The sequence below is a fragment of the Achromobacter sp. UBA2119 genome (assembly GCF_002331005.1).
GTDB classification, from domain to species: domain Bacteria; phylum Pseudomonadota; class Gammaproteobacteria; order Burkholderiales; family Burkholderiaceae_B; genus Achromobacter; species Achromobacter animicus.
The window spans coordinates 240,757-265,949 of sequence record NZ_DCYD01000017.1 but is presented as its reverse complement, the minus strand read 5'-3'; the positions used below and the strand labels follow the sequence as shown (position 1 = coordinate 265,949).

At 67.0% G+C, this 25,193-nt stretch carries 25 protein-coding genes; 10 read left to right on the top strand and 15 right to left on the bottom strand.

Going from position 1 to position 25,193, the window contains the following annotated elements; all coding sequences use genetic code 11:
• Window positions 1-174 precede the first annotated feature (174 nt).
• From B3098_RS20340 to B3098_RS20315, 6 genes are all read right to left on the bottom strand, one after another.
• Window positions 175-993: an RsiV family protein gene (locus tag B3098_RS20340; protein WP_286898681.1), complete on the bottom strand. Its 819-nt coding sequence runs from the start codon at window positions 991-993 to the stop codon at window positions 175-177.
• Between the two features lie 28 nt (window positions 994-1,021).
• Complete coding sequence (locus tag B3098_RS20335) at window positions 1,022-1,798, bottom strand: lipoate--protein ligase family protein (RefSeq protein WP_105238573.1); 777 nt, start codon at window positions 1,796-1,798, stop codon at window positions 1,022-1,024.
• Window positions 1,795-2,070 carry a lipoate protein ligase C-terminal domain-containing protein gene (locus tag B3098_RS20330; protein ID WP_056318682.1) on the bottom strand — a complete coding sequence of 92 codons (276 nt, stop codon included), beginning with the start codon at window positions 2,068-2,070 and terminating at the stop codon, window positions 1,795-1,797. Before B3098_RS20330 ends, B3098_RS20335 begins: the two co-directional genes overlap by 4 nt.
• A gap of 38 nt (window positions 2,071-2,108) precedes the next feature.
• The gene (locus B3098_RS20325; protein WP_175186127.1) at window positions 2,109-2,573 is read right to left on the bottom strand and encodes a GNAT family N-acetyltransferase; all 465 of its coding nucleotides are present in this window, start codon (window positions 2,571-2,573) and stop codon (window positions 2,109-2,111) included.
• Window positions 2,574-2,590: 17 nt separating this feature from the next.
• Window positions 2,591-3,289, bottom strand: coding sequence for a glutathione S-transferase N-terminal domain-containing protein (locus B3098_RS20320; protein WP_175139190.1), 699 nt, complete (start codon window positions 3,287-3,289; stop codon window positions 2,591-2,593).
• A gap of 168 nt (window positions 3,290-3,457) precedes the next feature.
• Entirely contained in the window at window positions 3,458-4,363 is a 906-nt protein-coding gene (locus B3098_RS20315; protein WP_286898679.1) for a DMT family transporter, read from the bottom strand.
• 122 nt (window positions 4,364-4,485) lie between these two features.
• On the opposite strand from B3098_RS20315, the gene B3098_RS20310 reads away from it, so the two are divergent.
• Entirely contained in the window at window positions 4,486-4,953 is a 468-nt protein-coding gene (locus B3098_RS20310; protein ID WP_279974722.1) for an Lrp/AsnC family transcriptional regulator, read from the top strand.
• On the opposite strand, the gene B3098_RS20305 is transcribed toward B3098_RS20310, so the two are convergent.
• Window positions 4,950-5,441 carry a glutathione peroxidase gene (locus tag B3098_RS20305; protein ID WP_175139191.1) on the bottom strand — a complete coding sequence of 164 codons (492 nt, stop codon included), beginning with the start codon at window positions 5,439-5,441 and terminating at the stop codon, window positions 4,950-4,952. The two genes, B3098_RS20310 and B3098_RS20305, sit on opposite strands and share 4 nt — an antisense overlap.
• A 159-nt stretch (window positions 5,442-5,600) precedes the next feature.
• Between B3098_RS20305 and B3098_RS20300 the strand changes: the two genes are divergently transcribed.
• Window positions 5,601-5,933 carry a tetratricopeptide repeat protein gene (locus B3098_RS20300; RefSeq protein ID WP_286898678.1) on the top strand — a complete coding sequence of 111 codons (333 nt, stop codon included), beginning with the start codon at window positions 5,601-5,603 and terminating at the stop codon, window positions 5,931-5,933.
• Here B3098_RS20300 and B3098_RS20295 read toward each other — a convergent pair.
• Both B3098_RS20295 and phrB read right to left on the bottom strand, forming a co-directional pair.
• On the bottom strand, window positions 5,923-6,945 hold the full coding sequence (locus tag B3098_RS20295; RefSeq protein ID WP_286898676.1) for a methyl-accepting chemotaxis protein: 1,023 nt from the start codon (window positions 6,943-6,945) through the stop codon (window positions 5,923-5,925). The two genes, B3098_RS20300 and B3098_RS20295, sit on opposite strands and share 11 nt — an antisense overlap.
• 111 nt (window positions 6,946-7,056) lie before the next feature.
• Window positions 7,057-8,475 carry a deoxyribodipyrimidine photo-lyase gene (gene phrB, locus B3098_RS20290; RefSeq protein ID WP_286898675.1) on the bottom strand — a complete coding sequence of 473 codons (1,419 nt, stop codon included), beginning with the start codon at window positions 8,473-8,475 and terminating at the stop codon, window positions 7,057-7,059.
• Window positions 8,476-8,782: 307 nt separating this feature from the next.
• Here phrB and B3098_RS20285 point away from each other — a divergent pair, with 307 nt between their 5' ends.
• Window positions 8,783-10,231, top strand: a complete 1,449-nt coding sequence (locus tag B3098_RS20285) for a CoA transferase (protein WP_286898674.1) — start codon at window positions 8,783-8,785, stop codon at window positions 10,229-10,231.
• Between the two features lie 38 nt (window positions 10,232-10,269).
• Here B3098_RS20285 and B3098_RS20280 read toward each other — a convergent pair whose 3' ends face one another.
• The 4 genes from B3098_RS20280 to B3098_RS20265 form a co-directional block, all read right to left on the bottom strand.
• Window positions 10,270-10,806, bottom strand: a complete 537-nt coding sequence (locus B3098_RS20280; RefSeq protein WP_175121884.1) for a peroxiredoxin — start codon at window positions 10,804-10,806, stop codon at window positions 10,270-10,272.
• 76 nt (window positions 10,807-10,882) lie between these two features.
• The gene (locus B3098_RS20275) at window positions 10,883-12,439 is read right to left on the bottom strand and encodes an adenylate cyclase (RefSeq protein WP_286898672.1); all 1,557 of its coding nucleotides are present in this window, start codon (window positions 12,437-12,439) and stop codon (window positions 10,883-10,885) included.
• 31 nt (window positions 12,440-12,470) lie between these two features.
• Window positions 12,471-12,638 carry a hypothetical protein gene (locus tag B3098_RS20270; protein ID WP_175139197.1) on the bottom strand — a complete coding sequence of 56 codons (168 nt, stop codon included), beginning with the start codon at window positions 12,636-12,638 and terminating at the stop codon, window positions 12,471-12,473.
• A 268-nt stretch (window positions 12,639-12,906) separates the two neighbouring features.
• A complete protein-coding gene (locus tag B3098_RS20265; protein WP_175121881.1) occupies window positions 12,907-13,314 on the bottom strand; it encodes a DoxX family protein in 408 nt (135 codons plus the stop codon).
• Window positions 13,315-13,662: 348 nt separating this feature from the next.
• Here B3098_RS20265 and B3098_RS20260 point away from each other — a divergent pair, with 348 nt between their 5' ends.
• Genes B3098_RS20260 through B3098_RS20250 form a run of 3 tightly spaced genes read left to right on the top strand, consistent with a single transcriptional unit; the run spans window position 13,663 to window position 17,581 of the window.
• Window positions 13,663-15,054 (top strand): SWIM zinc finger family protein, encoded by a 1,392-nt coding sequence (locus tag B3098_RS20260; protein WP_286898670.1) that lies wholly within the window; start codon window positions 13,663-13,665, stop codon window positions 15,052-15,054.
• Complete coding sequence (locus B3098_RS20255; protein ID WP_286898669.1) at window positions 15,051-15,203, top strand: hypothetical protein; 153 nt, start codon at window positions 15,051-15,053, stop codon at window positions 15,201-15,203. The genes B3098_RS20260 and B3098_RS20255 overlap by 4 nt, the downstream gene beginning before the upstream one ends.
• Window positions 15,204-15,211: 8 nt before the next feature.
• On the top strand, window positions 15,212-17,581 hold the full coding sequence (locus tag B3098_RS20250) for a DUF6493 family protein (protein WP_286898668.1): 2,370 nt from the start codon (window positions 15,212-15,214) through the stop codon (window positions 17,579-17,581).
• A gap of 92 nt (window positions 17,582-17,673) precedes the next feature.
• On the opposite strand, the gene dbpA is transcribed toward B3098_RS20250, so the two are convergent.
• Complete coding sequence (gene dbpA / locus B3098_RS20245; RefSeq protein WP_175186141.1) at window positions 17,674-19,062, bottom strand: ATP-dependent RNA helicase DbpA; 1,389 nt, start codon at window positions 19,060-19,062, stop codon at window positions 17,674-17,676.
• A gap of 146 nt (window positions 19,063-19,208) precedes the next feature.
• On the opposite strand from dbpA, the gene B3098_RS20240 reads away from it, so the two are divergent.
• Complete coding sequence (locus tag B3098_RS20240) at window positions 19,209-19,727, top strand: hypothetical protein (protein ID WP_175139203.1); 519 nt, start codon at window positions 19,209-19,211, stop codon at window positions 19,725-19,727.
• Between the two features lie 9 nt (window positions 19,728-19,736).
• On the opposite strand, the gene B3098_RS20235 is transcribed toward B3098_RS20240, so the two are convergent.
• On the bottom strand, window positions 19,737-20,495 hold the full coding sequence (locus B3098_RS20235; protein ID WP_286898667.1) for an IclR family transcriptional regulator: 759 nt from the start codon (window positions 20,493-20,495) through the stop codon (window positions 19,737-19,739).
• 161 nt (window positions 20,496-20,656) lie between these two features.
• On the opposite strand from B3098_RS20235, the gene xsc reads away from it, so the two are divergent.
• The 3 genes from xsc to B3098_RS20220 all read left to right on the top strand — a co-directional run bounded on the left by xsc (window position 20,657) and on the right by B3098_RS20220 (window position 25,190).
• Entirely contained in the window at window positions 20,657-22,468 is a 1,812-nt protein-coding gene (gene xsc / locus B3098_RS20230) for a sulfoacetaldehyde acetyltransferase (protein ID WP_286898666.1), read from the top strand.
• A 99-nt stretch (window positions 22,469-22,567) separates the two neighbouring features.
• The gene (locus B3098_RS20225; protein ID WP_286898665.1) at window positions 22,568-23,488 is read left to right on the top strand and encodes a bifunctional enoyl-CoA hydratase/phosphate acetyltransferase; all 921 of its coding nucleotides are present in this window, start codon (window positions 22,568-22,570) and stop codon (window positions 23,486-23,488) included.
• Between the two features lie 124 nt (window positions 23,489-23,612).
• Window positions 23,613-25,190, top strand: coding sequence for an ABC transporter substrate-binding protein (locus tag B3098_RS20220; protein WP_286898664.1), 1,578 nt, complete (start codon window positions 23,613-23,615; stop codon window positions 25,188-25,190).
• Window positions 25,191-25,193: the final 3 nt, after the last annotated feature.

Here is a 25,193-nt window from a genome sequence, read left to right as displayed (position 1 = left end):
CGATGCGCCCACGGGCGCGTCGCCGAGGAGGCAGAGAGAGACAAGAAAAGGAATCGCTCCGCAAGGGGCGATTCCTATTTGTGGCGAAAAAAAATGCCGGGCGGATGCCCGGCATTTTCGTTTGCGGAGGCCGGCCAGGGCCGTGGATTCATGAAGCCGGCCGCCGCGGGGGCTCTACGACGCCGGCAGCAGCTCCGGCTTGAGGATGCCGCGCAGATCCTGGTACGAAATCGCCAACTCAGGCTCGCCGTGCGAATACGGCGCGATGGAATAGGCGTCGTACTTGACCACGATGCCGTCCCGCGTCAGCGCGAAGTTGTCGCTTTCCTGGAACGGCCACATCTTGTTGTACGCCGCCGGGTCGCGCTTGGCGCCCGGATTGCCGGTCAGCCACTTTGCGTGCGCACGCTGCAGGGCCGCGACGTACTCGGCGCGCCGCCCCGGGATCAGCGCTTCGTCCAGGCTCATGACGCGGCCGCGGCTGCGCTCCCAGTTCAGATATTGCGTGGCCGGAATGCCGTGCGCGGCGCCGGTCAGGTACTGCTCCGTATGCAGTTCGATGGCAACGATGTCGCCGACCGTGTCCTTCACGCTGGCTTTGAAGTAGGTCGCGTCGCGCGGGCGCGCCGTGGACCAGAAATACTTCGTGTATTCCGACAGCGTGTCGTAGGGGCCACGCCGGTTGGCGTCGGTGCCGGTCATGTAGGCGAGAACGTGGTCCACCAGCGCCGTCAGCTTCGGGATGCCCGGGAAGGCCACGCTGTCGATCTCGATGCGCGGGCAGTCGCCCTCGCAGCCCGGCTTGCTGGCGGCCCACTTGATGCGCTCGGTGGACAGGTCGCCCACCTTTTGGGGCGTGGCTGAAGATTGCGCGTTGGAATCGGCCAGCGTGATGTTCGACGGGGGCGTGCTGCTGCAGCCGGCGATGGCCAGCAGGGCGGCGCCCAGGATCAGACCGCGTATCGCGCCGGGCGGCGTGAATGTGCGACTCATGCAATTACCTCCAAAAACCGAGGCGCCGTCAGGGTACGACGCCTGTCCACTCGGCGCGGGAGAACTTTTCGTCCGCCTGCGCCTGGGCGCGCGCCAGCGTTTCGCTGCCTACGCTGCCCGGGGTCAGACGATGCAGGCCGGCAAAAGTTTCCACCATGCGGTCGATGATGACCTCGCGCGCCAGCCCGGTCTGCGTGCGCAGTGGGTCGACGCGCTTCTTGGCGCTGGTGGTGCCCTTGTCGGAAAGCTTCTCGCGGCCGATGCGCAGGACTTCGACCATCTTGTCGGCGTCGATGTCGTAGGACATGGTGACGTGATGCAGCACGGCGCCCGCACGGCGGGCCTGCGCCGCGCCGCCGATCTTGCCGATGTCGGAGGCGATGTCGTTCAGCGGCTGATACCAGGCCTTGATCCCCAGGCCTTGCAGCGCGGTCAGCACCCAGGCGTCCAGGAAGGCGTATGACTCCTGAAAGCTCATGCCGTGGACCAGCGCCTGCGGAGCGCTCAGCGAATAGGTAATGGAGTTGCCCGGCTCGATGAACATCGCGCCGCCGCCGCTCACGCGGCGCACCACCTCGATGCCGTGGCGCGCAGCGCCGTCCGGATCGACTTCGTTCTTCAGCGATTGAAAGCGGCCAATCACGACGGCCGGCGCCGACCATTCCCAGATGCGCAGCGTGGGCGGCCGCTGGCCGGCGCCCACTTCGTCGGTGATGACTGCGTCCAGCGCCATGTGCAGCGCGGGCGGCTGCGGGCCTTCGTGGATCAGTTGCCAGTCGTAGTCGTTCCAGTCGGTGCGGCTCATGCCAGCGCCCTCCGCAGCACCACGGCGATGGCTTCGGCCGAGAAGCCGAACATTTCGGCGTCGGCCGGCAGGGCCGATTGCACGGCCACCGCGAGTTCCAGTTCGCCGGCGTCCGCGGGCATGCCGTTCAGGCCGCGGTTGATGGCTTCAAGCGCTTCGGGCGGCTCAAGAAAAAAGTCGCCGCTGATGCGCACGTCGGCCAGGCGGCCATCGCGCACTTCCAGATCCGCGACCACCAGTTTGCCGCCGGGGACTTTGTATTCGCCATGCAAGGGCATTGGGCGCTCCTTTCGAAAATCAGAATCAGACGTTACAGGCTGAGCTTCATGCCATCGTGGCTGGCCTTGAAACCCAGGCTTTCGTAGAACCGGCGCGCATCGGGGCGCGCACGGTCCGTGGTGAGCTGGACCAGCCCGCAGCCCTGGCTGCGGCACTGTTCGATGGCCCATTCGAACATGGCGCGGCCCAGGCCCGCGCCGCGGAACGCCGACGCGATGCGCACGCTTTCGATCTGGCCCCGCCACAGGCCCAGCCGCGACAGGCCGGGTATGAACGATAACTGCAAACAGCCCACCAGTTGTGAATCCTGCTCAACCACGGCCAGGAATTGGTTGGAATCCTGCTCAATTGCCTTGAAGGCGGCGACATAGCGCGGGTTCAGCGGGACGGAGGCGTCCTCGCGACCGGCGCCCAGGTCGTCATCGGCCAGCATGGCCACGATGGCAGGCAGATCGGCCGCGCGCGCGCGGCGAAAGACGCGTTGCGGTGCGTTCATGGCACGCTCCTCGGGCGTTAGCGGACGTGTTGGGCGGTCTGGCCGAACAGGATTCGGCGCGCCTCGTCGTCGCTGAGCGGGGGCGTGGTGTTGACCGTGTCGGCCAGCGCGTACGCGCGTTGCGTCGCTGGGCGCGCGCGGATGGCGTCGAACCAGCGCTTGAGGTGCGGAAAGTCGTTCAGGTCCTGGCCCTGCTTGGCGTGCGGCACGATCCAAGGGTAGGCCGCCATGTCGGCGATGGAATAGTCGCCGGCGACAAATTCGCGATCGGCCAACCGTTTGTTCAGCACGCCGTACAGGCGATTGGTTTCGTTGACGTAGCGATCGATGGCGTAGGCGATGCGTTCCTGCGCATAGCCGGAGAAGTGGTGGTTCTGGCCGGCCATGGGGCCCAAGCCGCCCATCTGCCAGAAGAGCCATTGCGACACTTCGGCGCGGCCGCGCACGTCGGCGGGCAGGAACTTGCCGGTCTTTTCGGCCAGGTACTGCAGGATAGCGCCTGACTCGAACAACGGAATCGGCGCGCCGCCATCGGCAGGGGCCTGGTCGACGATGGCGGGGATGCGGTTGTTGGGCGCGATGGCCAGGAATTCCGGTTTGAACTGGTCGCCGCGGCCGATGTTGACCGGGTGAATCTTGTACGGCAGCCCGGTCTCTTCGAGGAACATCGTGATCTTGTGACCGTTGGGGGTAGTCCAGTAATAGAGATCGATCATGGGAGTGTCCTGTTCATCTTGGCGCCGCAGGCAGCCGCCCGCGGATGGGAAGGGCCATGATAGCGGCGCGAACCGGACGCACGCCTGAATAACCGGGGACCGGGTGCGGGTTTGCCCGCAGGCTGCCTCGACAGTTCCTGCGGGCAAGACCCCGCTCATGCCGCCTGATCAGACTGCACCGGCCCGCGGGCTGCGCGGCAGGCGCCAGTTCCAGTTCAGGCTGACGGCGGCGGCAGCCAGGAAGATCAGCGCCACGCCCGCCACCTGCGTCGCATCCATGCGATGGCCGTAGACCACGAAGTCCAGCAGGATGGCAACCGCGGGATAGATGAAGCTGAGCGCGGCGGTGGAGGTGGTGGGCAGCTTCTGGATGGCCGAGTACATCAGGATGTACATCAGGCAGGTATGGATGAGGCCCAGCGCCACCAGATAGCCCCATTGCACGGGCTGCGCGGGCAGGGCGTTGAAGTCCGCCATGGGCAGCAGCATGACCGCGCCCAGCGTCACCTGCACCAGCGCCAGCACTTGCGCCGGGATGCCCTTCAGGCGCTTCACGATGATGGCCGTGATGCCATAGAGCGCGGCCGCGCCCAGTCCCAGCATCAGCCCCGAGAGATACGCGCCGCCGCCCGCCGCGCCGGTGTCGCCCAGGCGCAGCACCAGCAGCAGGCCCGCAAAGGCCACGAGCGACCAGGCGACCTTGCCGCGCGAAGGACGTTCGCCGAGGAACAGCACGCCCAGACCGATCAGGAAAAACGGCTGCACGTTGTAGACGGCGGTGGCCAGCGAAATGGACGCCAGGCGGTAGGCCGAGAACAGCAGCACCCAGTTCAGCACCAGCGCCGCGCCGGCGATCAGCGCCAGGGCCAGTGTTTTCGCGGTGAAAAGACCGGGCTTGAGCAGACCGCGCGCCCAGCAATACAGAAAGAGCGAGAGTGCCCCGAACACACAGCGAAAGAAGACGACGTTCCAGGCGCTTTGCCCGGACTCCAGTACGAAAACGCCCAGGGTGCCCGACAGGGTCATGGCGGCTGCCATCTGCAGGAGGCCGGTGCGTTCGGTTGAGGGGATCATGATGGTTCTCCAAGGGCCGTCTGGCCAGGAATTCGATGGAGAAATTATCCCAGGCGGTTCAATCCGCTTATATGATCTTGCCGTGGCACTTTCGCGATTCAACCTTGCTTTGGGTGGAATTTATGCAGAACGACCTAAAAAATGAAAGTCCGGTCCTGGATGGAATCGACCGCCGTCTGGTGGAGATGCTGTCGGCCAATGCGCGCACCACCACGGCCGATCTGGCGCGGCAGGTCGGCATGTCCGCGCCCAGCGTCGCGGACCGCATGCGGCGGCTTGAAGAGTCGGGGGTGATTCGCGCGTACACGCTGGATGTGGATCCGGTGACGCTGGGTTATACGCTGGAGGCCATTGTGCGCATCCGGCCGCTGCCCGGGCAGTTGCGCCACGTCGAGGGCCTGATCCAGCAGATTCCGGAATTCGTGGAGTGCGACAAGGTGACGGGCGATGACTGCTTCATCGCCCGCATGGTGCTCAGGTCGATCACGCATCTGGACGGCATATTGGAGCGCGTGACCGAATTTGCCGAGACCAATACCGCCATCGTCAAGGCGCACACGGTGCGCAGGCGGTTGCCGCCACTGCGTTAGACGGGGGCGGACAGGGCCTTCTCGATGTCCTCGCGCAGGCTGGCCGGCGTGTCGGTGGGCGCATACCGCTTGATGACGCGGCCGTCGCGCCCGACCAGGAACTTGGTGAAGTTCCACTTGATGCCTTCAGTGCCGAAGACGCCGGGCTTCTCGCCCTTGAGCCACTGGTACAGCGGGTGGGCGTTTGCGCCGTTGACGTCAATCTTGGCGAACAGCGGGAAAGTGATGTCGTACTGGGTGCTGCAGAAATTCTGGATCTCGGCCTCGTCGCCGGGCTCTTGGTGGCCGAACTGGTCGCACGGAAAACCCAGCACGGTCAGTCCGTCGTCGTGGAACGACCGGTAAAGATCCTCGAGGCCCGCATATTGCGGTGTGAATCCGCATTTGGACGCGACGTTCACCACCAGCAGCACGCGGCCGCGGTACGTTTCTAGAGACTGTTCCGTGCCGTCGATGGCGCGGGCGGAGAAATCATGGATCGTGCTCATGCGGGCTCCTGAAATCGGGCGTCCGGGCGCGGCGGCGCGGGCGCGGGGCAGAACCTGCGAGTGTAGCGCCGGACAACGGCGTGGGGGCTTTGGCGCTGCGAGGCCATGCCGGTTCTATGATGCGGTGTTGCTGAAGATCAGAGATGAGAGGAGCCCCGCATGGAAGGAATGATCGAGCGGCTTGAGGCAATGCTGGCCAAGGGCACGGACAACCTGCTGCTGCGGTTTTCGCTGGGCAAGGCCTACGCCGAGCACGAACGCTATGCCGAAGCCGCCACGCATCTGCGCGCGGCGCTGGCGTTTGATCCCACGTATTCCGTCGCCTGGAAATGGCTGGGCAAGGCCTGCCTTGGGCTGGGCGACAAGCCCGGCGCGCGCGCTGCCTGGGAGTCCGGGTTGCAAGCGGCTCAGGCGCGGGGCGACCAGCAGGTCGTCAAGGAGTTGCAGGTGTTCATCAAGCGCCTGGACAAGGACGCGGCCGCTAGCGCTTGAACGCGCCGGTGGCGGACACGCGGAACACTTCGATGGCGTCACGCAACCGGGCGCCATCGGTGCGCAGATTTTCCACGGCCTGTGAGGCCAGCTCGACACGCGCGGCGTTGTCCTGCGCGGCGCTATCGGTTTCGGTGATCGTGCGGCTTACGGCGTCGATGCCGGCGTGCACGTCGCGGGTGATGCTGACGAGGCTCTTGCGCATGACTTCCAGGGAGAAGTTCAGCTCGCCGATTTCGTCCCGGGGCAGGGCGCCGGGAAGCGGCGTGCTCAGGTTGCCCGCCGCGATCTGGCGCGTGAAGTCGGTTGCCGACCCCAGCAGCCCGGCGATGGACCGGGCAATGCTCCAGCCCGCCGCAAAGATCAGGGCGACCCCGCCCGCGGTCAACGCCGCGGCAAAGGCCAATCCCTCGGGGGTCAGGCGCGTGTGCAGACCGTAGATCGCCGCGCCCGCCGCGGCCAGGAAAAGGGAGGACGACAGCACCGCCCATGCCAGCATGCGGGCGCGCACGCCGGTCAGCCGTCCATGCGTCAATCGCGCCAGGATGCCGCGCAGCCCGGTGGGCTGGACCTGGCCGCCGTGCAGCCGGATGCCTGGCGCAGTGACGGTCCGCAGTCTGTCGTAGGCGGCTTGCGCGGCCTCGATCTGCGCGCGTGTCGGCTTGACGCGTACCGAGGCGTAGCAGACCGTCACGCCGCGCTCGATGATGGGCGTGACATCGGCAAGCACCCAATAAAAGCCGCCGTCCTTGCGGCGGTTCTTGATCATGCCCGTCCACGGTTCGCCGCGCTGAATGGTGCGCCACAGGTCTTCGAAGGCGGCGGACGGCATGTCCGGGTGGCGGACGATGTTGTGAGGCGCGCCGACCAGTTCCTCGCGCGAGAAGCCGCTGACCTCGACAAAGGCCGGATTCGCATAGATGATCCGGCCGCGCGAATCGGTGCGGGAGATCAGGTATTGCTCGTCGCGTAGTACATATTCCCGGTCATTGACCGGCTGATTGCTGCGCATGCGTTGCTCGTCCTGTGATGGGCGAGGGCATCATCGGGGACGGCCGCGGCGGCGGCAATGACGTACGTCAACGCCGCTTAGGGTTCAACGCCGCTCAGGGTTCAACGCCCCTCAAGCGGCGGGCAGGTTGCCGAAGGCTTCCAGCGCGCGCAACCGGCTTTGCGCCAGGTCGACGATCGGCTCGGGATAGCCTGCGGCGGCGCGCTCCATCGGGTTGGGATCGTGAATCGCCTTGTCGTCCAGGTGCGCCAGCTCGGGCAGCCATTCGCGCAGGAACACGCCGCGCGGATCGAACCTGCGCGATTGCGACAACGGATTGAAGACGCGGAAATAGGGCACGGCGTCGGCGCCCGTCGAGGCGCTCCATTGCCAGCCGCCGTTGTTGGCGGCCAGGTCGCCGTCCACGAGCTGGCTCATGAACCAGGCTTCGCCCAGACGCCAGTCGATCAGCAGGTTCTTGGACAGGAACATGGCCGTCACCATGCGCAGCCGGTTGTGCATCCAGCCCAGCGCCAGCATCTGGCGCATGGCGGCGTCCACGATCGGGATGCCGGTCTTGCCCTGCTGCCAGGCCGCCAGGTCGTCGGGCGCGTCGCGCCACGGCACGGCGGCGGTTTCCGGCTTCATGGGCCGGTGCATGGTCAGGGCGGGAAAGGCGGCCAGCAGGTGCTGATAGAACTCGCGCCATAGCAGTTCGTTGATCCAGGTGGCGGCGCCGGCCTTGCCGCTGTCGATTTCCCCCTGGTTGGCCGCCAGCGCGGCGCGTAGCGCCTGCCCCGGCGACAGGACGCCCGCGGCCAGGTAAGGCGACAGGCAACTGGTTGCGGGCAGCGACGGAAAGTCGCGCTCGTCCTTGTACGCAAAGATGGCGTCGTCGGCAAAGGCGGCCAGACGGTCGCTGGCCGCGGTTTCCCCCGCCGGCCACAGCGCCCGCACGGCGTCATTGGGCGCGTCGAACCCCTTGAACGATTCCGGCAGCGGATCGGCCTGCCAGCGCGGCGGCGTCTGAGCGCGCGGCGCGGGGATGGGACGCAGCGGCGCGCTGCGCAGGCGCTCGCGGCAGGTGCGGGCGTAGGGCGTGTAGACGCGGTAGCACTCGCCCTTGCCGTTGAGCACGGTGCCCGGACGCAGCAGTGTTGCGCCATGGTGCAGGGTCCAGTCGACACCGATGTCCCCCAGGGCGCTTGCGACCGCGTCGTCGCGGCGCCGCTCGTTGACGCCCCATTCGGCGTTGGCATGGACCTGTTCGATCGCGTGCTCCTGGCAGAACCCGGCCAAGGCGCGCGGCGCGTGGCGCCAGTCGTCCACGGTCACCAGCTTCAGGGGAATGCCGGCTTGCGCCAGGTCCCGGGACAGCTCACGCAGGTTGCGCAGCCAGAAATCCACCTTGGCCGGGGAATCGCCATGCTGGCGCCATTGACCCGGGGCGGCCAGGAATAGGGCGGTGACCGTGCCGGCCTCGGCCGCCGCGGCCAGCGCGGCGTTGTCGTGCATGCGCAGGTCGGTGCGCAGCCAGAGCAGCGTATTCATCGGGAGGGCTCCAGGAGACGGGCCGGGCGGGCGGGCCGGCGAGGCTGCGATTCTATCCTGTGCCTACCCCTGCCCCCGGCGTGCGGCGCTTGGAAGCCGATGTAAAAACTACGAGGAGATGTGACGGGTGTTGCGATGCAACCCGCTGCACCGGGCCCGCGCGAGGGGCAGCGGCGGGCAGGCCTGCGGGAGGCCGGCGGGCCGGATTCTGCCGTCAAACCCCGAAACACGCTGGCGCGCGGGGCGTATTGACGCAGGGTGGGGCGCGCCATGTAATGCAAATAAACGACTAAAGCAGGCAAACGCTATGGGAAATCTGATGGACTTTCGCCCGTCCTTTCTGAAGGGACGAACACCCGCCGGCAAGACGACCCGGGATGTCTTGCAGAAGCTCTGGCAATCGGTCGATTTGCCGGGCGAGTCGCTGGAGCACGTGGTGCTGACGGGCGCCGACCCTGTCGTCCCCTCCTCGTTCGCCGTGGGTACCGCCGCGCAGGCCAGCATGGCGGCCGCGGCGCTGGCCGCTGCCGAGGTCTGGCATTTGCGTGGCGGCGCGCGGCAGCAGGTCAGCGTCGACATGCTGCATGCGGCGCAGGAGTGCCGCAGCCACTTCACGATCAACGGGGTCACGCCCAACATCTGGGATCCCGTTACGGGTGTCTATCGCTGTGGTGATGGCGGCTGGGTGCGCATTCACGCCAATTTCGCGCATCACCGCGACGGGGCGCTGGCGTTGCTGGGCTGCCCGACCGGCGACGGCGCGACGCGCGAGGCCGTGGAGCGCGCGCTGAGCCGCTGGAAGGCGCTGGACTTCGAACAGGTTGCTGCCGATGCCGGCATGGTCGTGTCAGCCATGCGGTCTTTCGAGGAATGGGACCGCCACCCGCAAGGGCAGGCCGTCGCGGCGCAGCCGCTGCTGACCATCGAACGCATCGGCGAGGCCGACCCGCGCCCGCTGCCCAAGTACGCGCAGAACGCGCGTCCGTTGCAGGACATCCGTGTACTGGACCTGACGCGCATCATCGCCGGTCCGGTTTGCGGGCGGGCGCTGGCGGCTTACGGCGCGGACGTCATGCTGGTCAACAGTCCACAACTGCCCAACATCGACAACATCATTGATACCAGCCGCGGCAAGCTGTCTGTGCTGGCCGACCTGGACACGGCCGATGGGCGCATCGCGCTGGGCAACCTGCTGCGCAGCGCGCACATCTTTGTGCAGGGCTACCGGCCGGGCGGGATGTCCGCGCTGGGCTTCGGTCCGCAGGATGCGGCGCGCATCCGGCCCGGCATTGTCTACGTGTCGCTTAGTGCGTATGGCACGACGGGCCCGTGGGCGAACCGCCGCGGCTTCGATTCCCTGGTGCAGACGGCCACGGGCTTCAACCACGCGGAAGCGCTGGCGGCCGGCCAGGCCGCGCCCAAAGCGCTGCCCATGCAGATCCTGGATCATGCGTCCGGTTATCTGATGGCGTTCGGCGCGCAGGTGGCGCTGGCGCGGCAGGCGACCGAAGGCGGCAGCTGGCACGTGCGCGTGTCGCTTGCTCAGACGGCGCACTGGCTGCGCGGCCTGGGCCGGGTGGACGGCGGGTTGGACTGTGCGATGCCTGGATTTGACGGCCTGATGGAGACGTCGCCGTCCGGCTTTGGTGAACTGGTCGCCGTGCGCCATGCGGCGCGCTTCTCGGAGACGCCGGCGCGATGGATCCGGCCGTCCAGCCCCCCGGGCACGCACCCGACCGTCTGGCCGTTCAATTAAGGCTTGCAGGGCGCGCATCTTGTTGGCGCGCTGCCGTCCTACTGCTTTGCCTTCCAGTCCCGCAGCGCCCGCATCGTGTTCGCCACGTGCGATTCGGGACTCATGTCCGTGAATTCATACAGGATTTTTCCTTCGGGCGAGATCACGTACGAAACGCGTTGCGCATACTCGGGCCGCCTGTCGTGCACAGCGTCATACGCCTTCATCACCTTGCCGTCGCTGTCTGCCGCGACGGCAAATTTGTTGCGGCATTCGCTGACGGAAAACTTCTTGAGCGTGTCGATGTTGTCGGTGGAGACGCCGACGACGGTGGCGCCCAGCGCCTTGTATTCGTCGGTGGCTTCGGCAAAGTTGTGGGCTTCGATGGTGCAGCCCTGCGTGAATGCCGCCGGGAAGAAATACAGCACCACCGGGCCTTGCTTGAGCGCTTCGTTCAGCTTGAACGTGTATTCGTTGCCGCCCAGCGAGGCGGGCACGCTGAAGTCCGGCGCGGCTGCGCCCACGGGAAGTGCCGCGTGCGCCGACGTCCCGGCCATCAGGCCGCAGACCAGGATCCAGGGGGCAATGCGCTTCATGGGTGTCTCCTATCGGGACCGCGGAAATGCCGCGGCAAGCTGCCTACTGTAGCGGCGAGGCGAACGAGGGTCCAGTTCAGCCGCCATCGGGCCCTCGCCCATTGCCCTTGAGCTGGTCGCGCACGGAGGGCGGGCGGGATTGCTGGGCATCCCGCTGCTGCTGTTGCCGAGCCTGCTGGGCCTGTTGATCACGCTGTTGTTGCTGTCGGGTCTGAATCAGCTGTTGCTGCTGCTGTTGGCGGGCTTGCTGAGACTGCTGATCGCGTTGCTGTTGCTGTCTGGATTGCTGAAGCAACTGCTGCTGGTCACGTTGCCGCTCCTGCCGCTCCTGCCGCGCCTGTTGCTCGTGCTCCTGCCGGTCGCGCGCCATCTGCCTGGCCCGGTCATCGCGATCACGCTGCTGGCGCGCCTGTTGTTCCTGTTGCCGCCGATCGCGCAGATCCTGCTGGTTCTGTTGGTCACGCTGCAGTTGCTGGCGCGCCTGCTGGTCCCGCATCTGCTGCTGCCTGAGCTGCTGTTGGGCCTGGGCGTCGTTCTGCAGCCGGTTACGGTTGTCCTGCTCACGGACCTGTTGCTGCCGCCGCTGGTCGTTCTTGAGTTGATCGCGGACGAGCTGGTCACGGGCCTGCTGGTCACGCGCTTGCTGCTGGCGGTCCTGCGGCAGGCGGTCCTGCGGCAGGCGGTCCTGCGGCGACGGCCCTTGCGGCCGACCGTCGCGGCCGCGATCATCCGTCAGCCCCAAGCTCCGCTGGACGGCGGTGGGGCCGCTGTCGGGACGGCCTTGCGCATTCCTGCCATCCCGACCTGGTCTGCCGTTGTCAGCATGATCCAGGTACGCCTGAGGCGGTCGTCCCTTGTTGTGTTCATAGAACTGCGCACGGTTGCCGCCCGCATCGCGGATGTAGCCGCGTTGCACGTCCGTGGGGCCGGAATGGCGGTCGCGGCGCGCGGCTAGTTCACGCGGGTCGGCGTTGCGACGCACACCTTGAGGTCCGCCGTGATAGCTGACACGGCGGTTGTCCACATTGTTGACGATGATGTCGCGGTGGTAGACGTTGGTCACGCGCGTCACGTTCACGTTCGTGACGGACCGGTTGTAGTAGAAGCGGTCGCGCTTCCAGTAGCCGCCGACATACCCCAGGCCGGTGTAGCCGAAGCCATAGTTGATGCCGCCATAAAAGCCCACATGCGGCCCCCAGTAGCCCGGATTCCAGAGGTACACGCCGTTGGAAAAGCCCCAGTATCCGGGCGTCCAGAGCGCACCCTGATACGGGGCCAGCACCCACGCGCCCGGGACCCAGAAGAAGCCGTAGCGGTTGCGGCTCCAGTAGCCGGGTACCCACATATAACCGTCGGCCGGGGCGGGCGGTTGCACATAGACGGGCAGGGGCGGGGGCGGTTCGGGACTGCGGTCGACCAATGCGAGGTTTGCGTTGGCGGGGTCGCCGTCGTCGTAGCCGGGCTGATAGGTGGATGGAGCCGGCGCCTGCTGCGTGGAATAGACGTTCGCGCCGGATGGAACCGGCACCTGCTGCGTGGAATAGACGTTCTGCGCAGCAGCGGCCGCGCTGGCCGCCAGGAGCGCAGCAGTGGCGAGGGGGCGCAAGCGGGCGATCTGGAAGGATGGGTTCATGAGAATGTCCTTTGCGCAGCAGGTCCGCGGGTCAATAGCCGCGATAGTAATAATGCGGGGCGGGATACGCCGGGTAGTAGTAATAATGCGGCGTGTAATAGACCGGCGCGGGCCGGTAGTAGGCCGGCCGGGCCGGCACAACCACGCAGCCGCTCAGGGCACTGGCCATCGCTATCAACAACAACACAAGCTTCTTCATCTTTCGGCTCCCGCCGGGCGCAAGGCGCGAGATACGCCTTTCCTGCGCTCATAGGGATTAGGCCACGGCCGCGGGGTCGAGTTCGGGACTGTAATCGTTCCGAAACAGCTTTCGCGTGACCAGTGATTGCGCCTGCGTGACGGTCGATGTCGTTCGTATCAATGTCTGCGGACACGCGTGATTTACGTCGCAAAAAGAAAGGGACCGCATGATGCGGTCCCCTGTTGCCTGGATCGCCCGCGGCAATGCGCGCGGGCGCGACGTAAGGTCAGTTCCAGCGTCCGCCGTTGCCGGCCAGGCTGAAACGGCCGGCGCCCATGAAGGCGATGGCCAGTCCGGTGAAGAGGAACATGCCTTGCAGTTCAAGCGCCCAGCCGCCGTTGTTGGTCATGCTGGCAATGCTGCCGCTGTGCGCCAGCAGGATGGCGACAACCATGTTGATGGCGATGATCAGACCGCCCAGACGCGTGTAGACGCCGATGATCAGCAGGACAGGGGCAATGATTTCGCCCACGTAGACGCCGTAGGCCAAGAACCCGGGCAAGCCGTGGGAGGACAGCATGCCGCTGATGCCGCCGACGCCGCCGCCGGTCAGTTTGGCCAGGCCATGGAGCAGAATCAGAATACCGAGGGTCAGGCGCAGGATCAGCTTGCCGGTGTCATCGGACTTGATCATGGTGAGTTTCTCTTTTGTTGGTTAAGGGGGACAGTGCGCGAGTTGGAACGCACCGCTTGCCTTTGGTTCCGTGTCCGCCGCACATTCGAAAAATCCAGCATACGGGCGTGCAGGCGGCGCCATTATGGCAAAGCCGGTGCAAAACCCACAAGCTTTGCGCGCGGCCCGTGACCGGGTGCCTGCCTAGGCCAGTTAAGATGTGTCCCCAATGAACAAGCAGCTGAAAGTCTCATTGGCGCAGACCCCCTACGGCAGGCGTGCGCCCCTGCCAGATCGCCCGTATTCGTCCCTGCCTTTGACGGCAAAGGAGCCGCGCCGCGTCCCGCCGCAGTCCAGGAGCCATACAGCATGACGGAGCTGGCCTATGCCTATCTTGCCCCCTCCGACATCGCCCAGCGGCAGGGCCAGGCCGACCTGAACCTGGCCACCAGCGGCGGTCGTGCGCCGTCGGGCGCGGTGGCCCATCCCTTCTTCTTTTCCGGATTCGTCGCGCAGCCCGCCGTGGTGGCGCAAGCGCTGCTGATGCTGGCGCGGGTGGCGCGCACGCGCTTCTACGTGCCGCCAAACACGCTGGCGGCGGTGCTGCGGGCGGCGGATCCGGTCGTGACTTCCACGCCCGAGGGCCTGCGGTTCGAGTCCTTCAGCGTGTGCTGCGGCGTGTATGCGCGCCTGGACGTGGACGCGGCGGCGCTGGACGCCACGCACCTGGCGGCAGGCGTCACCAACGTGGACGTGAATCCGCCGTTGCGCCAGGCGCTGGCGGGGCTGCGCCCGTCGGAGGCCCTGCACCTGAACGTGGGTAGCGATGCGTTGCGGGTGACGACGCAGGCGGGTGAGATCGTCGAAGAGAAAGTGCCGCTGCCCGCGCGCTGGCTCAAAGGCTTTGCCGAGACGCAGATGCTGTCGGCGGACATGGCGTGCCGCCACGCGCTGACGGGGCCGGCCTTGCGCCAGTTCGTGCAGGCCTTGCCGCGGTCGTCGGCGACCAAGACCGTGATGTGGGCGACGCAGGCTGCCCGTTCGCTACGGCTGGCCACGCAGGCCACGCCCGGCGCGGTCTGCGTGGCGGGGCCGGAACGGCTGCGCGTCCTGGAACCCTTGCTGCGACATGCCACGGCGCTGCGCGCGTATGGCGCCGATGTGGCGGCAGGGGCGTTGCCGCTAGCCAGCGCCTGGGTGCTGGAGCTGCCGGGTGCGCGGGTCACGCTGGGCCTCAGCCCGGAGAAATCGCGCGGATTCTCGGGCGAGGGGGCGGTGCTGCATCGGGTCGCGGGCGGAGATGCGAATGAGGATGCGGCGTTCGTATCGACGCTGCTGGCTTTCGAGCCGCGCATCGATATTGCGCGGCTGGCCGAGCGCGCTCTGCTGCCGGAATCGCAGATCCTGTCCGCGCTGAGCGTGCTGGCGTCTTCCGGCCAGGTGGGCTTCGATCTGGCGGCCGGCGCGTATTTCCATCGGCCGCTGCCGGTGCAGGCGGGGCTGCTCGATACGCTGCATCCGCGGCTTGCCGACGCACGCAAGCTGGTGGCCGGCGGTGGCGTCCAGCGGGAACGCGAGGGGCAGTACTCCGTGCAGTCGGCGCAGCAGCGCTACCGGGTTGCGCTGGGCGCCGAGCCTGTCCTGGACCGCTGCACCTGCCCTTGGCACGCCAAATATCAAGGCACGCGCGGGCCCTGCAAGCACACGCTGGCGGTACGCCTGTTTCTTGACCCGCTTAATGCATCTGGAGCCGACGCATGACCCTCTGCCTGACCGAACGCCGTACGGCGCTGCGCAAGGGCGCGTCCGTGCTGGCGGTAACCCTGCGTAGTTTGGAAGCCGTCGCGCCGCGCGTGACGCCGTTGGCCACAACCGCCGCTGCCGCCGCGCAGCGATCTCTCGAAGGATAGCCCCTCGCATGACCCCCTACAAAAACCTTTGGGACTTCTACCGCGATACGGCGCGGCTGGTCGAGGAGGGCACGACGTTGCGCACGCTGTACGACGCCATGCTGGGCGTGCAGTCGGAAGACATGCGCGCGGTGCAGGCTTCGCCCAAGCGCTTGCGCGAGATGGCGCAGGGCTGGTCCCAGCGCCCGAATTTTTTGCCGATCCGCCTGAACGAGCTATTCAACGGGCTGCAGGTCGACCCTACGGATGACTACGTGCTGGCGATGGTCGGCGGGCTGGGCGGACGGCAGGAACAGGAAGTGCGCCTCTTCATGCTGCGCCACGATCATGCGCTGCGCGATGGGGCGTTCTGGCGGATCTTCGAGGTGGAGGGCGGCGGCGAGATCTCGCTCGCCAACATCGACAAGTTCTCGCGTGAGGAATTGAACTGGCACAACACGGTCGTGCTGCTGGCCAACGAAGGCACGCTGGATCGTCGCCGCGTGCTGCGCAGCTGCCTGGAGGCGCTCAACCGGGATTTCTCCGCCTATCGCGCCGGCTGGTTCTTGCGTCTGTACGTCGCGCTTGCCCCCGCGCCCGACGAGGCGGCGGCGGACCAGCCGCTGCTGCGCCAGAGTCTGGGCTCGCCGATCACGGCCACGGTCGCGCTGGCCGTGAAGCAGTTCGAAGCGCTGCACAAGCAGGGTCTGCTCGACGCCGCGCCCTTCGTGGACGCCTGCGGGGGCGCTTTCTCGGGATCGAAGGCCGCTGCGGTGTCTGTGGTGCGCATCCTGGAGGCGCTGGGCGCGCAGGCGCGTGCCGAACCCGAATCCGTGGCGAAGGCGCTGGCCCTGGGCCTCGCGCATCCGCATGCCGACGTGCAGCGGGCGGCGGTGAAGGCGCTGGCGAAGCTGGGGCGGACAGACCTGGCGCAGCAGCAGCGCGACGCGCTGGCGCCGGCGGTGGCCGTCCTGCTGCCGGATGGGGCCGCGGAAGTCGCCCATGCGCATCTCCCGTCAAACATGCCGACCGGCTTGCCCTCGGCCGGGCCGCTGCGCCCGTGGACCGACACTGACGCCCTTGAACGCTATGCGGCGCTGCTGGAAGCGCCCGCCGACGTGCTGGAATTCGAGCTGGCGCTGGCGTGGCTGGCAACGTCCGGACAAGTGGCTGCCACCGTCGCGCCCTTGGCCAAGCGCGCACGCCAACTGGCGGAGCGCGACGCCCAGCACTACGCGGCGGCGCTGCTGCTGGCGGCGCAGGATCCCAAGGCCCCGTTCCTGCCGCAAAAATATTGGCAGAAAACCACGAGCCAGGTCGTCAATGGCGAGTGGGTGTATGAGAACGTGGGCGAACCCCAGCCGCTGCCGACCGCCGAGCAATCGTCCCTGCTGCCCAGCTTCATTACCCGCCTGCGCGAGGTGGTCGAGATCGTTCAAGGCAGGGCGCCGCGCCGGCCGCTGCTGGCCACGCCCACCGACACGCAGGGATGGATCGACGCCGATGTCCTGCTGGCCCGATTCGCGGCAGGCAGGGACAGGGGCGCGCCGCTCCCGGTGGATCTCGTGCAGGCCTTGCTGCGCGTACATCCCGAGGACCGCGCGAGGGTGGTCGAGGCGACCGGCGGCGCAGGGCCGCAGATCACCGATTCGGTGCGGATCGAGTGGCGCAGCCGCGGATCGAGCGCTTTGAAGGCCGATGGCTCGCCGCAGTGGGTGTGGTGGAGTCCGCTGGTCCATGCCGAGCCCGCCGAGGCGCCGACGGCCACGCAGCCGGCGCTGATTCCATCAGGCCCGCCGCAGCACCAAGAGGGCGTCGACGCCCACGCACTGGTCTGCGCCGAACTCGGCCTGGCCCATCCGGCATCGACCCTGCCGCTGGCCGCGGCCAGCGTGGGGATCATGAACGTGGCGGCGGGCGATGAGGCCGAGCATCGGGCGCCTGCCGTCCTGCGCGTCCTGGCCGTGCATCCGGGCGTCTGGCAACCGGAAACGGTCCAGTTGCTGGCCCTGGGAATGTCGGCCAAGCAGGCCGAGGTGCGCGCGCAAGCGGTGGAAATCTTTGCCGCCGCGATCCCGCATCGCGTGGACGCGGCGGTTGCGGCGCACGCCTACGCTGCCTGCGCGCCGGCGATCGTGCTCACGCGCTGGGCGGCGTCCTTCACCGACGCGGCGACGCTGGCGCCCGCTGCCGTCATCGCCGTGCTGGGCAGCCTGTTGCCCCACCTGGATCACAAAGCGCGCGGTATCGGATCGTTGCTCACGGTGTTGCTGGATGAGTCGTTGCACCATGCGCATCCTGTCTCGGATGCGGATCTGCGCGGCTGGCTGGCGGGCTTTACCGGCACGTCCGCCGCCGCCAAGGCCGCCAAGGCACTTTTGGCGCTGAAGACGCCATAGCGCGACTGGCCGGCGTCAGCGCCGCCGTCGCTCGCGGCGGAAAGAACGCCAAGGTGTAAACCCGCCTTCAATCCGCTTCGGCAGCAACGCGCTCAAAACTCTTCCAGAAAGCGCATGCGAAAGCGCCGTCCCTTGATGTTGCTGTTGGAAATGCGCGAGAACGCCTGCTTGGCGATCTGCCGGTCCAGGGCCACGTACGAGTTGAACTCGGTGATGTTGATCTTGCCGACCTGCTCGAACGTCAGGCCGCCGTCGCCGGTCAGCGCGCCCAGCAGGTCGCCGGGACGCAGCTTGTCCTTCTTGCCGCCCTGGATGCTCAGCGTGACCATGGGGGCGCGTAGCGGGCGGTCGGCCTTGGGGCGCAGCGATTTGAGGTCGGCCCACTTCAGCGGCGCGCCCTGGTATTGCTCGATCAGGTTGGCCCAGCGCATCTCTTCGGGCGAACACAGGCTGAGCGCCAGCCCCTTCTGATCGCCACGGCCGCTGCGGCCGATTCGGTGCACGTGGACCTCGGTGTCCTTGGTCACGTCCACGTTGATGACCGCGCCCAGGTTCTGGATGTCCAGCCCGCGCGCGGCCACGTCGGTGGCGACCAGCACCGCGCAACTCTGGTTGGCGAACTGGATCAGGATTTCGTCGCGTTCGCGCTGTTCCAGGTCGCCGTTCAGCGCCTGGGCGCTGATGCCTTCGGCCTGCAGGCGTTCCACCAGATCGTGGCTGCGGATTTTGGTGTTGCAGAAAGCCAGGGTGGACACCGGCCGGAAATGCGCCAGCAGCTTGGCCACCGCATCCAGGCGTTCACCTTCGTTGATCTCGTAGAAAATCTGTTCGATGCGGCTGGCGTCGTGCTGCGCCTCGACCTTGACCTCGGCCGGGTTGCGCAGAAAGCGCGCGCTGAGCTTGCGGATGTTGTCGGGGTAGGTGGCCGAGAACAGCAGCGTCTGACGCTTGGCGGGGCAGTGCGAGGCGATGGCGACGATGTCGTCGTAAAAGCCCATGTCCACCATGCGGTCGGCTTCGTCCAGCACCAGCGTATTCAGCCCGGACAGGTCCAGGCTGCCGCGTTCCAGGTGGTCCTGGATGCGGCCGGGCGTGCCCACCACCAGATGCGTGCCGCGGGCCAGCGATTCGGCCTGCGGCCGGGCTGCGGCGCCGCCGCACAGCGTCAGGATCTTGACGTTGGGAATCAGGCGCGCCAGCCGCCGCAGCTCTTGGGCGACCTGGTCGGCCAGTTCGCGGGTGGGGCAAACCACCAGTCCTTGCGGGACCAGGCGGTTCACGTCCAGGTTCTGCAGCACGCCCAGGCCGAACGCGGCGGTCTTGCCGCTGCCGGTCTTGGCCTGCGCGATCACGTCGCGCCGTTCAAGAATCAGCGGCAGGGCCTGCGCCTGGATCGGCGTCATCTGTTCGAAACCCAGGGTTTTCAGGTTTTCAAGCAGGGGCGGCAGGAGGGGGAGGGAGGAGAAGGCGGTGTCGGTCACGGCGGGGCGGATCCCGCAAGGGATCGGAAAAAGGCTGAGTTGCGCGCTAGTGTAAAGCCTGAGTCGGTATGATCTGCCGACGGGCATGGCCGGCTGCGGGGCGGGCCTGACCCGATCACAACAAGCAATCGACGCCAGGGTGGATCATGTTCGACAAATTGAAGGCGCTACGGGAAGGCGCAGCCGTCAAGGCAAAGGCGCTGACCAGCCGCACGGCAGGCGCGCTCGAAAGCTCAAAAGCCCAGTTGGGCGATGCCGCGGCGAATGCGCGGGCCAAGGGCCTTGAGCTGGCGGGCGCCACGGCGGAAAGGGGGCGTGAACTGGCAGGCGCCACCGCAGAAAAGGGCCGGGAACTGGCCGGCGCCACGGCAGAAAAAGGCAGCGCGCTTGTTGAGCAGCATTGGCAGACCATCGAGCGCGTGACAGTCGACGGCCTGCTCAGCGTGTCGGCCGAAAAGCTCAAGGACGATGCGATGGTCAAGGACGTGCTGGAACGCGCTTACGAGGCGCTGCCCACCGTCATCAGGCTGGTCCTGCCCCGGGAACGCTATCTGGAAATCGTCATCCAGAAGAAGCAGCCGCTGCTCGCGAAGATTGAAGGGGCACGTAACCGCCGTCAGGAGCGCGCGCAATCGGGCGCCGCAAACAAGGACCGCGACGGCTGATTAACGGCGTTACGCGGTCGCCTCATACGTCCCCGCCAGCGCCCGCGCCGCCTCCTGCATGCGCGGCAGCCACGCCCGGGCGCCATCGATCGACAACCTGGCCACCGGCGCGTGCAGCGCCACGGCCGCAATCGCCCGCGACCCGTGCAGAATGGGCACCGCCATGCAGACGATGCCCAGCAGGAACTCTTCCCGGTCGAAGCTGGCGCCTTCCTTTTTGATGACCCGCAGCTCTTCTTCCAGCGATGCCACGTCGCACAGCGTGTTCGGCGTGTAGCGCGGCAGTTGCGCGGCGGCCAGCATGCGCTGGCGGGTTTCACGGCGCATATAGGCCAGGAACAGCTTGCCGCTGGCCGAACAGTGCAGCGGCACGCGCGATCCGGATTGCAGGTTGACGCGCAGCGGCCAGGCGGTTTCCACGCGGTCCAGGTAGATGACCTCGTCGCCGTCGAGCATGGTGCAGTTGCAGGTCTCGCCGATTTCGTCGACCAGGCTGTCCAGGATCCGATGGCGCTCGCCGCGCAAAGGCGAATTGAGCAGCGTGTCGCGGGCCAGCGCACCCAGGCGCGGGCCGCTGACATAGCTTTTACCGGCGGGCTCGCGCAGCAGCATGCCGGCATCGACCAGACGCGACAGGATCCGGAGCACGGAGGGTTTGGGCAGGCCGGTGGCCTCGGTCAGTTCGGCCAGCGACACGGGCTGGGCCGAGCGCGCCACCTGTTCCAGCAAGGTCAGCGCGCGCAGGGCGGCGGAGGATTCGTCTTTCATCTTTCAATAATTGAGATTTCAGCGATCGGCTGCCCATCCTCGCACAGAAACTGCAGAAAATGGAACGCCCGGGGGTGGGAAGCCGCGGGTTTCTGGCGCAGTATCGGATCACACCGGCCAATCAGCAATCGGACAAGCGCCGGCCCGCCAGGAGAGAGACCATGAGCAGCAAGCAACACATGACCCCCAGCGAAGCGTTTGTCGAGACGCTGGTCGCGCAGGGCGTCAAGGATGTCTTCGGCATCGTCGGTTCGGCCTTCATGGATGCGCTGGACCTGTTTCCCGCGGCCGGCATCCGCTTTGTGCCGACGGTGCACGAGCAGGGCGCGGCGCATATGGCCGACGGCTATTCGCGCGTGACCGGCCGGCACGGCGTGTGCATTGCACAAAACGGCCCCGGCATCACCAACTTCGTGACCGGCGTAGCGGCCGCCTACTGGGCGCACAGCCCGGTCGTGGCGATCACGCCCGAGACCGGCACGTCGGGCATGGGGCTGGGCGGCTTCCAGGAGACCGAGCAGCTTCCGATCTTTTCGCGCATCACCAAATACCAGGCGCACGTGAACCGGCCGGATCGCATGGCGGAATTCACCGCCAAGGCGTTCGACAATGCGATGGCCGAACGCGGCCCCGCGCAATTGAACATTCCGCGCGACTATTTCTACGGCGAGATCGACGTGGCCATCCCCGAGCCGCGCCGCATCCGCCGCGGGCCGGGATCCGAAGAGGATCTGGAAGCCGCGGCGCGCATGCTGGCCGAGGCCAAGTTCCCGGTCATTGTGGCGGGCGGCGGCGTGCTGTTCTCGGACGGCCAGGCCGAATGCGTGGCGCTGGCCGAGTTGCTGGGCGCGCCTGTCGTCACCAGCTATCTGCACAACGACGCCTTCCCGGCCAGTCACCCGCTGTGGTGCGGCCCGCTGGGTTACCAGGGCGCCAAGGCGGGGATGAAGCTCTTGTCGCAGGCGGACGTGGTGCTGGCGCTGGGCACGCGACTGGGGCCCTTCGGCACCTTGCCGCAGCATGGCCTGGAATACTGGCCGCAGAACGCGCGCATCATCCAGGTCGACGCCGACCACCGCATGCTGGGCCTGGTACGCCCGGTGTCGGTGGGCATCTGCGGCGACGCCAAGCCGGCCGCCGCTGCGTTGACGGCCCGGTTGCAGGCACGCGATGTCGCCTGCACCCGCACGAAAGAAGGACGCGCCAGCGAGATCGCCGCCCAGAAGGCCGAGTGGGAACAGGAGCTGGACAGCTGGTCGCACGAGCGCGACGACTGGAGCCTGGACATCATCGAGCAGGGCGGCGGCCGCATGCACCCGCGCCGCATGCTGCGCGAGCTGGAACGCGCGATGCCCAAGCACGTGATGGTGTCCACCGACATCGGCAACATCTGCTCGGTGTCCAACAGCTACCTGCGTTTTGACGAGCCCAATTCCATGCTCGCGGCCATGAGCTTCGGCAATTGCGGCTATGCGCTGCCCGCGCTGATCGGCGCCAAACTTGGCCGGCCCGACCGCCCGGCGGTGGCCTACGTGGGCGACGGCGCTTGGTGCATGAGCTTCCAGGAACTGCTGACCTGCGTGCGCGAGCAGATCCCGGTGACCGCGGTGGTATTCCACAACGGCCAGTGGGGCGCCGAGAAAAAGAACCAGGTGGACTTCTACGGCCGCCGTTTCGTCGGCAGCAACCTGCTCAACCCGAATTTCTCGGAGCTGGCGCGGGCCATGGGCGCCGAAGGCATCCGCGTGGAACATGCGGACCAGGTCGGCGCGGCGTTGCAGGCCGCGTGCCAGGCGCAGCTGGAAGGCAAGACGACCGTGCTGGAAATGATGGTCAGCCAGGAATTGGGCGATCCGTTCCGCCGCGATGCGCTCAAGCAGCCGGTGCGCTTCCTGGACAAGTACCGCAAGTACGTGAACCAGCCGTTCCAGGCGGGCGAGGTGCCGCTGCCGATCGACCCGGTCGGACGCTGACGGGCGCGCGCGGCGCGGATCGGGGCGAGTTCTGTCGTCCTGATCCGCGCCGGTCATTCACCCGGCCGCCGCACGCGCGGCCGCGGCAGGAGCGAAGACATGGCTTTCGACCGTTTGTTCGAGCCGCTGCGCGTTGCCGCGCTGGCGGCCGGGCGGCTGCGCACCGCGGTGGCGTATCCGCTCTGTCCCGTCAGCGTGCGCGCCGCCGTGCAGGCCAGCGAGGCCGGCTACATCGAGCCGGTGCTGGTTGGGCCGGCCGGCCGCATCGCCGCGCTGATGGCGCAGGAAGGCCTGCGTGCGGGCTCGATGGAAATCATCGACACGCCTGACGACGAACTGCTGGCCGCCCGCGCCGCCGCGGCATTGGCGCGCGATGGCGCGGTCAGCATGCTGATGAAGGGCAGCCTGCACACCGACCATTTCATGTCCGCGGTGGTGACGCGCGAATCGGGACTGCGCACCAACCGGCGCATCAGCCACGCTTTCGTGATGGCGGTGGCGGCCTATCCGAAGCTGCTGATCCTGACGGATGCGGCCGTCAACATCGCACCGTCGCTGCAGGAAAAGGCGGACATCGCGCAGAACGCGATCGACCTGGCGCGCGCGCTGGGCGTGGAGCGGCCGAAGGTGGCCGTGCTGTGCGCCACCGAATCGGTGAATCCGGCGATGCCGGCCACGCTGGATGCCGCGGCGCTGTCCAAGATGGCGGACCGGTCGCAGATCCGCGGCGGCGATATCGACGGACCGCTTGCGTTCGACAACGCGATCTCGCGCGAGGCCGCGGACCAGAAAGGCATCGTGTCGCGCGTGGCGGGCGATGCGGACATCCTGCTCGTGCCGGACATCGAGGCCGGCAACATGCTCTACAAGGAACTCACGTGGCTGGCGGGCGCCGGCGCGGCGGGCTTGGTGCTGGGCACGCGCGTGCCGGTGCTGCTGACGAGCCGGTCCGACTCCATGGAGGCGCGCGTCAACAGTTGCGCCGTCGCGGCGCTGTACGCGCACGCGCTGGGCGGTTGACCGCGGGCAAGCCTGGCACCACCAAGTCTGGCGGTTTGGTACTAAGCGCGCATCCGGGGGATGACTACGCTAGACCGCAAGCCATCCATGAATGGTTCACGCGACAACATCAAAGGGGTAGCACATGCGCAGCGCAAGACTAGGCCTGGCCACGATTCTGTCAGTGTTTGCAATGGCGGGGGGCGCCGCCGCGGCGGATGCGCCCAAGGCCGGCGGCACGCTTGTCATCGGCTCCACGCAGGTGCCCCGGCATCTGAACGGCGCAGTGCAATCGGGCACCGCCACCGCGCTGCCCAGTGCGCAGCTCTTTGCCAGTCCGCTGCGCTACGACGCCGACTGGAATCCGCAGCCTTACCTGGCCGAGTCGTGGGAACTGGCGCCGGACGGCAAGTCGCTGACGCTGCACCTGCGCGGCGACGCGATCTTTCATGACGGCAAGCCCGTGACGTCCGAGGACGTGGCGTTTTCGATCATGGCGGTCAAGCAGAACCATCCGTTCCAGACGATGTTCGCGCCTGTCGAAAGCGTGGAAACGCCCGACGCGCGCACCGCCGTGCTGCGCATGAGCAAGCCGCATCCGGCCATTCTGCTGGCGCTGTCGCCGGCGCTGATGCCCGTGCTGCCCAAGCACATCTACGGCGACGGCCAGGACTTGAAGACGCACCCGCGCAACTCCGCGAACGTGGTGGGTTCCGGGCCGTTCATCTTCAAGGAATTCAAGCCGGGCCAGGAGATCGTGCTGGAACGCTTCGACAAGTTCTTTATCAAGGGCAAGCCGCTTCTGGACCGCGTGGTGGTCAAGATCAATCCCGATGCGACCAATCTGCTGATCGGGCTGGAGCGTGGCGACATCGGCGCGCTGCCGTTCATGACCGAGCCGACGATCCTGCGCCGCGCCAAGGACAATCCGTCCATCGTCATGACCAACAAAGGCTATGAAGGCATCGGCGCACTGAGCTGGCTGGCGTTCAATACGGCGCGCAAGCCGCTGGACGACGTGCGGGTGCGCCAGGCTATCGCCTACGCGACCGACAAGGGCTTCATCACCAAGGCGCTGAACGCAGGCTTTGCCGCGCCGGCGCACGGCCCCATCGTGGGCACCAGCCCCTTCGCCAGCGACGACGTGAAGAAATACCCGCTGGACCTGAAGCAGGCGGAAAAGCTGCTGGACGAGGCCGGCTTCAAGAAAGACGGCAAGGGCGAGCGCATGACGCTGACGGTGGATTACATGCCGGGCAGCGACGTGCAGGGCAAGAACGTCGCGGAGTACCTGCGCAGCCAGTTGAAGAAGGTGGGCATCAACGTGCAGGTGCGCGCCTCACCCGACTTTCCGACCTGGGCCAAGCGCATCGCCGGCAAGGACTTCGACATGACCACCGACATCGTCTTCAACTGGGGCGATCCGGTCATCGGCGTGCATCGCACGTACATGTCGTCCAACATCCGCGACATCATCTGGACCAATACGCAGTCCTACAAGAACCCGAAGGTCGATGCGCTGCTGGAACAGGCGGGCACCGAGACCGACGCGGACAAGCGCCGCGCGCTGTACGGAGAATTCCAGCGCCAGGTGACCGAGGACGTGCCGATCGACTTCCTGACCGTCATTCCGTATCACACGCTGTCGTCCAAGAAGGTGCAGGGCCTGCCGTCCGGCATTTGGGGACTGCTGTCGCCGCTGGATGAAACCTCCGTGCAGTAGCGG

Excerpts from the sequence above, each read along its gene's own strand:
- B3098_RS20340 (WP_286898681.1), bottom strand. The coding sequence starts at position 993 with ATGAGTCGCACATTCACGCCGCCCGGCGCGATACGCGGTCTGATCCTG.
- B3098_RS20335 (WP_105238573.1), bottom strand. The coding sequence starts at position 1,798 with ATGAGCCGCACCGACTGGAACGACTACGACTGGCAACTGATCCACGAA.
- B3098_RS20325 (WP_175186127.1), bottom strand. The coding sequence starts at position 2,573 with ATGAACGCACCGCAACGCGTCTTTCGCCGCGCGCGCGCGGCCGATCTG.
- B3098_RS20320 (WP_175139190.1), bottom strand. The coding sequence starts at position 3,289 with ATGATCGATCTCTATTACTGGACTACCCCCAACGGTCACAAGATCACG.
- B3098_RS20315 (WP_286898679.1), bottom strand. The coding sequence starts at position 4,363 with ATGATCCCCTCAACCGAACGCACCGGCCTCCTGCAGATGGCAGCCGCC.
- B3098_RS20310 (WP_279974722.1), top strand. The coding sequence starts at position 4,486 with ATGCAGAACGACCTAAAAAATGAAAGTCCGGTCCTGGATGGAATCGAC.
- B3098_RS20305 (WP_175139191.1), bottom strand. The coding sequence starts at position 5,441 with ATGAGCACGATCCATGATTTCTCCGCCCGCGCCATCGACGGCACGGAA.
- B3098_RS20300 (WP_286898678.1), top strand. The coding sequence starts at position 5,601 with ATGGAAGGAATGATCGAGCGGCTTGAGGCAATGCTGGCCAAGGGCACG.
- B3098_RS20295 (WP_286898676.1), bottom strand. The coding sequence starts at position 6,945 with ATGCGCAGCAATCAGCCGGTCAATGACCGGGAATATGTACTACGCGAC.
- phrB (WP_286898675.1), bottom strand. The coding sequence starts at position 8,475 with ATGAATACGCTGCTCTGGCTGCGCACCGACCTGCGCATGCACGACAAC.
- B3098_RS20285 (WP_286898674.1), top strand. The coding sequence starts at position 8,783 with ATGGGAAATCTGATGGACTTTCGCCCGTCCTTTCTGAAGGGACGAACA.
- B3098_RS20280 (WP_175121884.1), bottom strand. The coding sequence starts at position 10,806 with ATGAAGCGCATTGCCCCCTGGATCCTGGTCTGCGGCCTGATGGCCGGG.
- B3098_RS20275 (WP_286898672.1), bottom strand. The coding sequence starts at position 12,439 with ATGAACCCATCCTTCCAGATCGCCCGCTTGCGCCCCCTCGCCACTGCT.
- B3098_RS20270 (WP_175139197.1), bottom strand. The coding sequence starts at position 12,638 with ATGAAGAAGCTTGTGTTGTTGTTGATAGCGATGGCCAGTGCCCTGAGC.
- B3098_RS20265 (WP_175121881.1), bottom strand. The coding sequence starts at position 13,314 with ATGATCAAGTCCGATGACACCGGCAAGCTGATCCTGCGCCTGACCCTC.
- B3098_RS20260 (WP_286898670.1), top strand. The coding sequence starts at position 13,663 with ATGACGGAGCTGGCCTATGCCTATCTTGCCCCCTCCGACATCGCCCAG.
- B3098_RS20255 (WP_286898669.1), top strand. The coding sequence starts at position 15,051 with ATGACCCTCTGCCTGACCGAACGCCGTACGGCGCTGCGCAAGGGCGCG.
- B3098_RS20250 (WP_286898668.1), top strand. The coding sequence starts at position 15,212 with ATGACCCCCTACAAAAACCTTTGGGACTTCTACCGCGATACGGCGCGG.
- B3098_RS20240 (WP_175139203.1), top strand. The coding sequence starts at position 19,209 with ATGTTCGACAAATTGAAGGCGCTACGGGAAGGCGCAGCCGTCAAGGCA.
- B3098_RS20235 (WP_286898667.1), bottom strand. The coding sequence starts at position 20,495 with ATGAAAGACGAATCCTCCGCCGCCCTGCGCGCGCTGACCTTGCTGGAA.
- xsc (WP_286898666.1), top strand. The coding sequence starts at position 20,657 with ATGAGCAGCAAGCAACACATGACCCCCAGCGAAGCGTTTGTCGAGACG.
- B3098_RS20225 (WP_286898665.1), top strand. The coding sequence starts at position 22,568 with ATGGCTTTCGACCGTTTGTTCGAGCCGCTGCGCGTTGCCGCGCTGGCG.
- B3098_RS20220 (WP_286898664.1), top strand. The coding sequence starts at position 23,613 with ATGCGCAGCGCAAGACTAGGCCTGGCCACGATTCTGTCAGTGTTTGCA.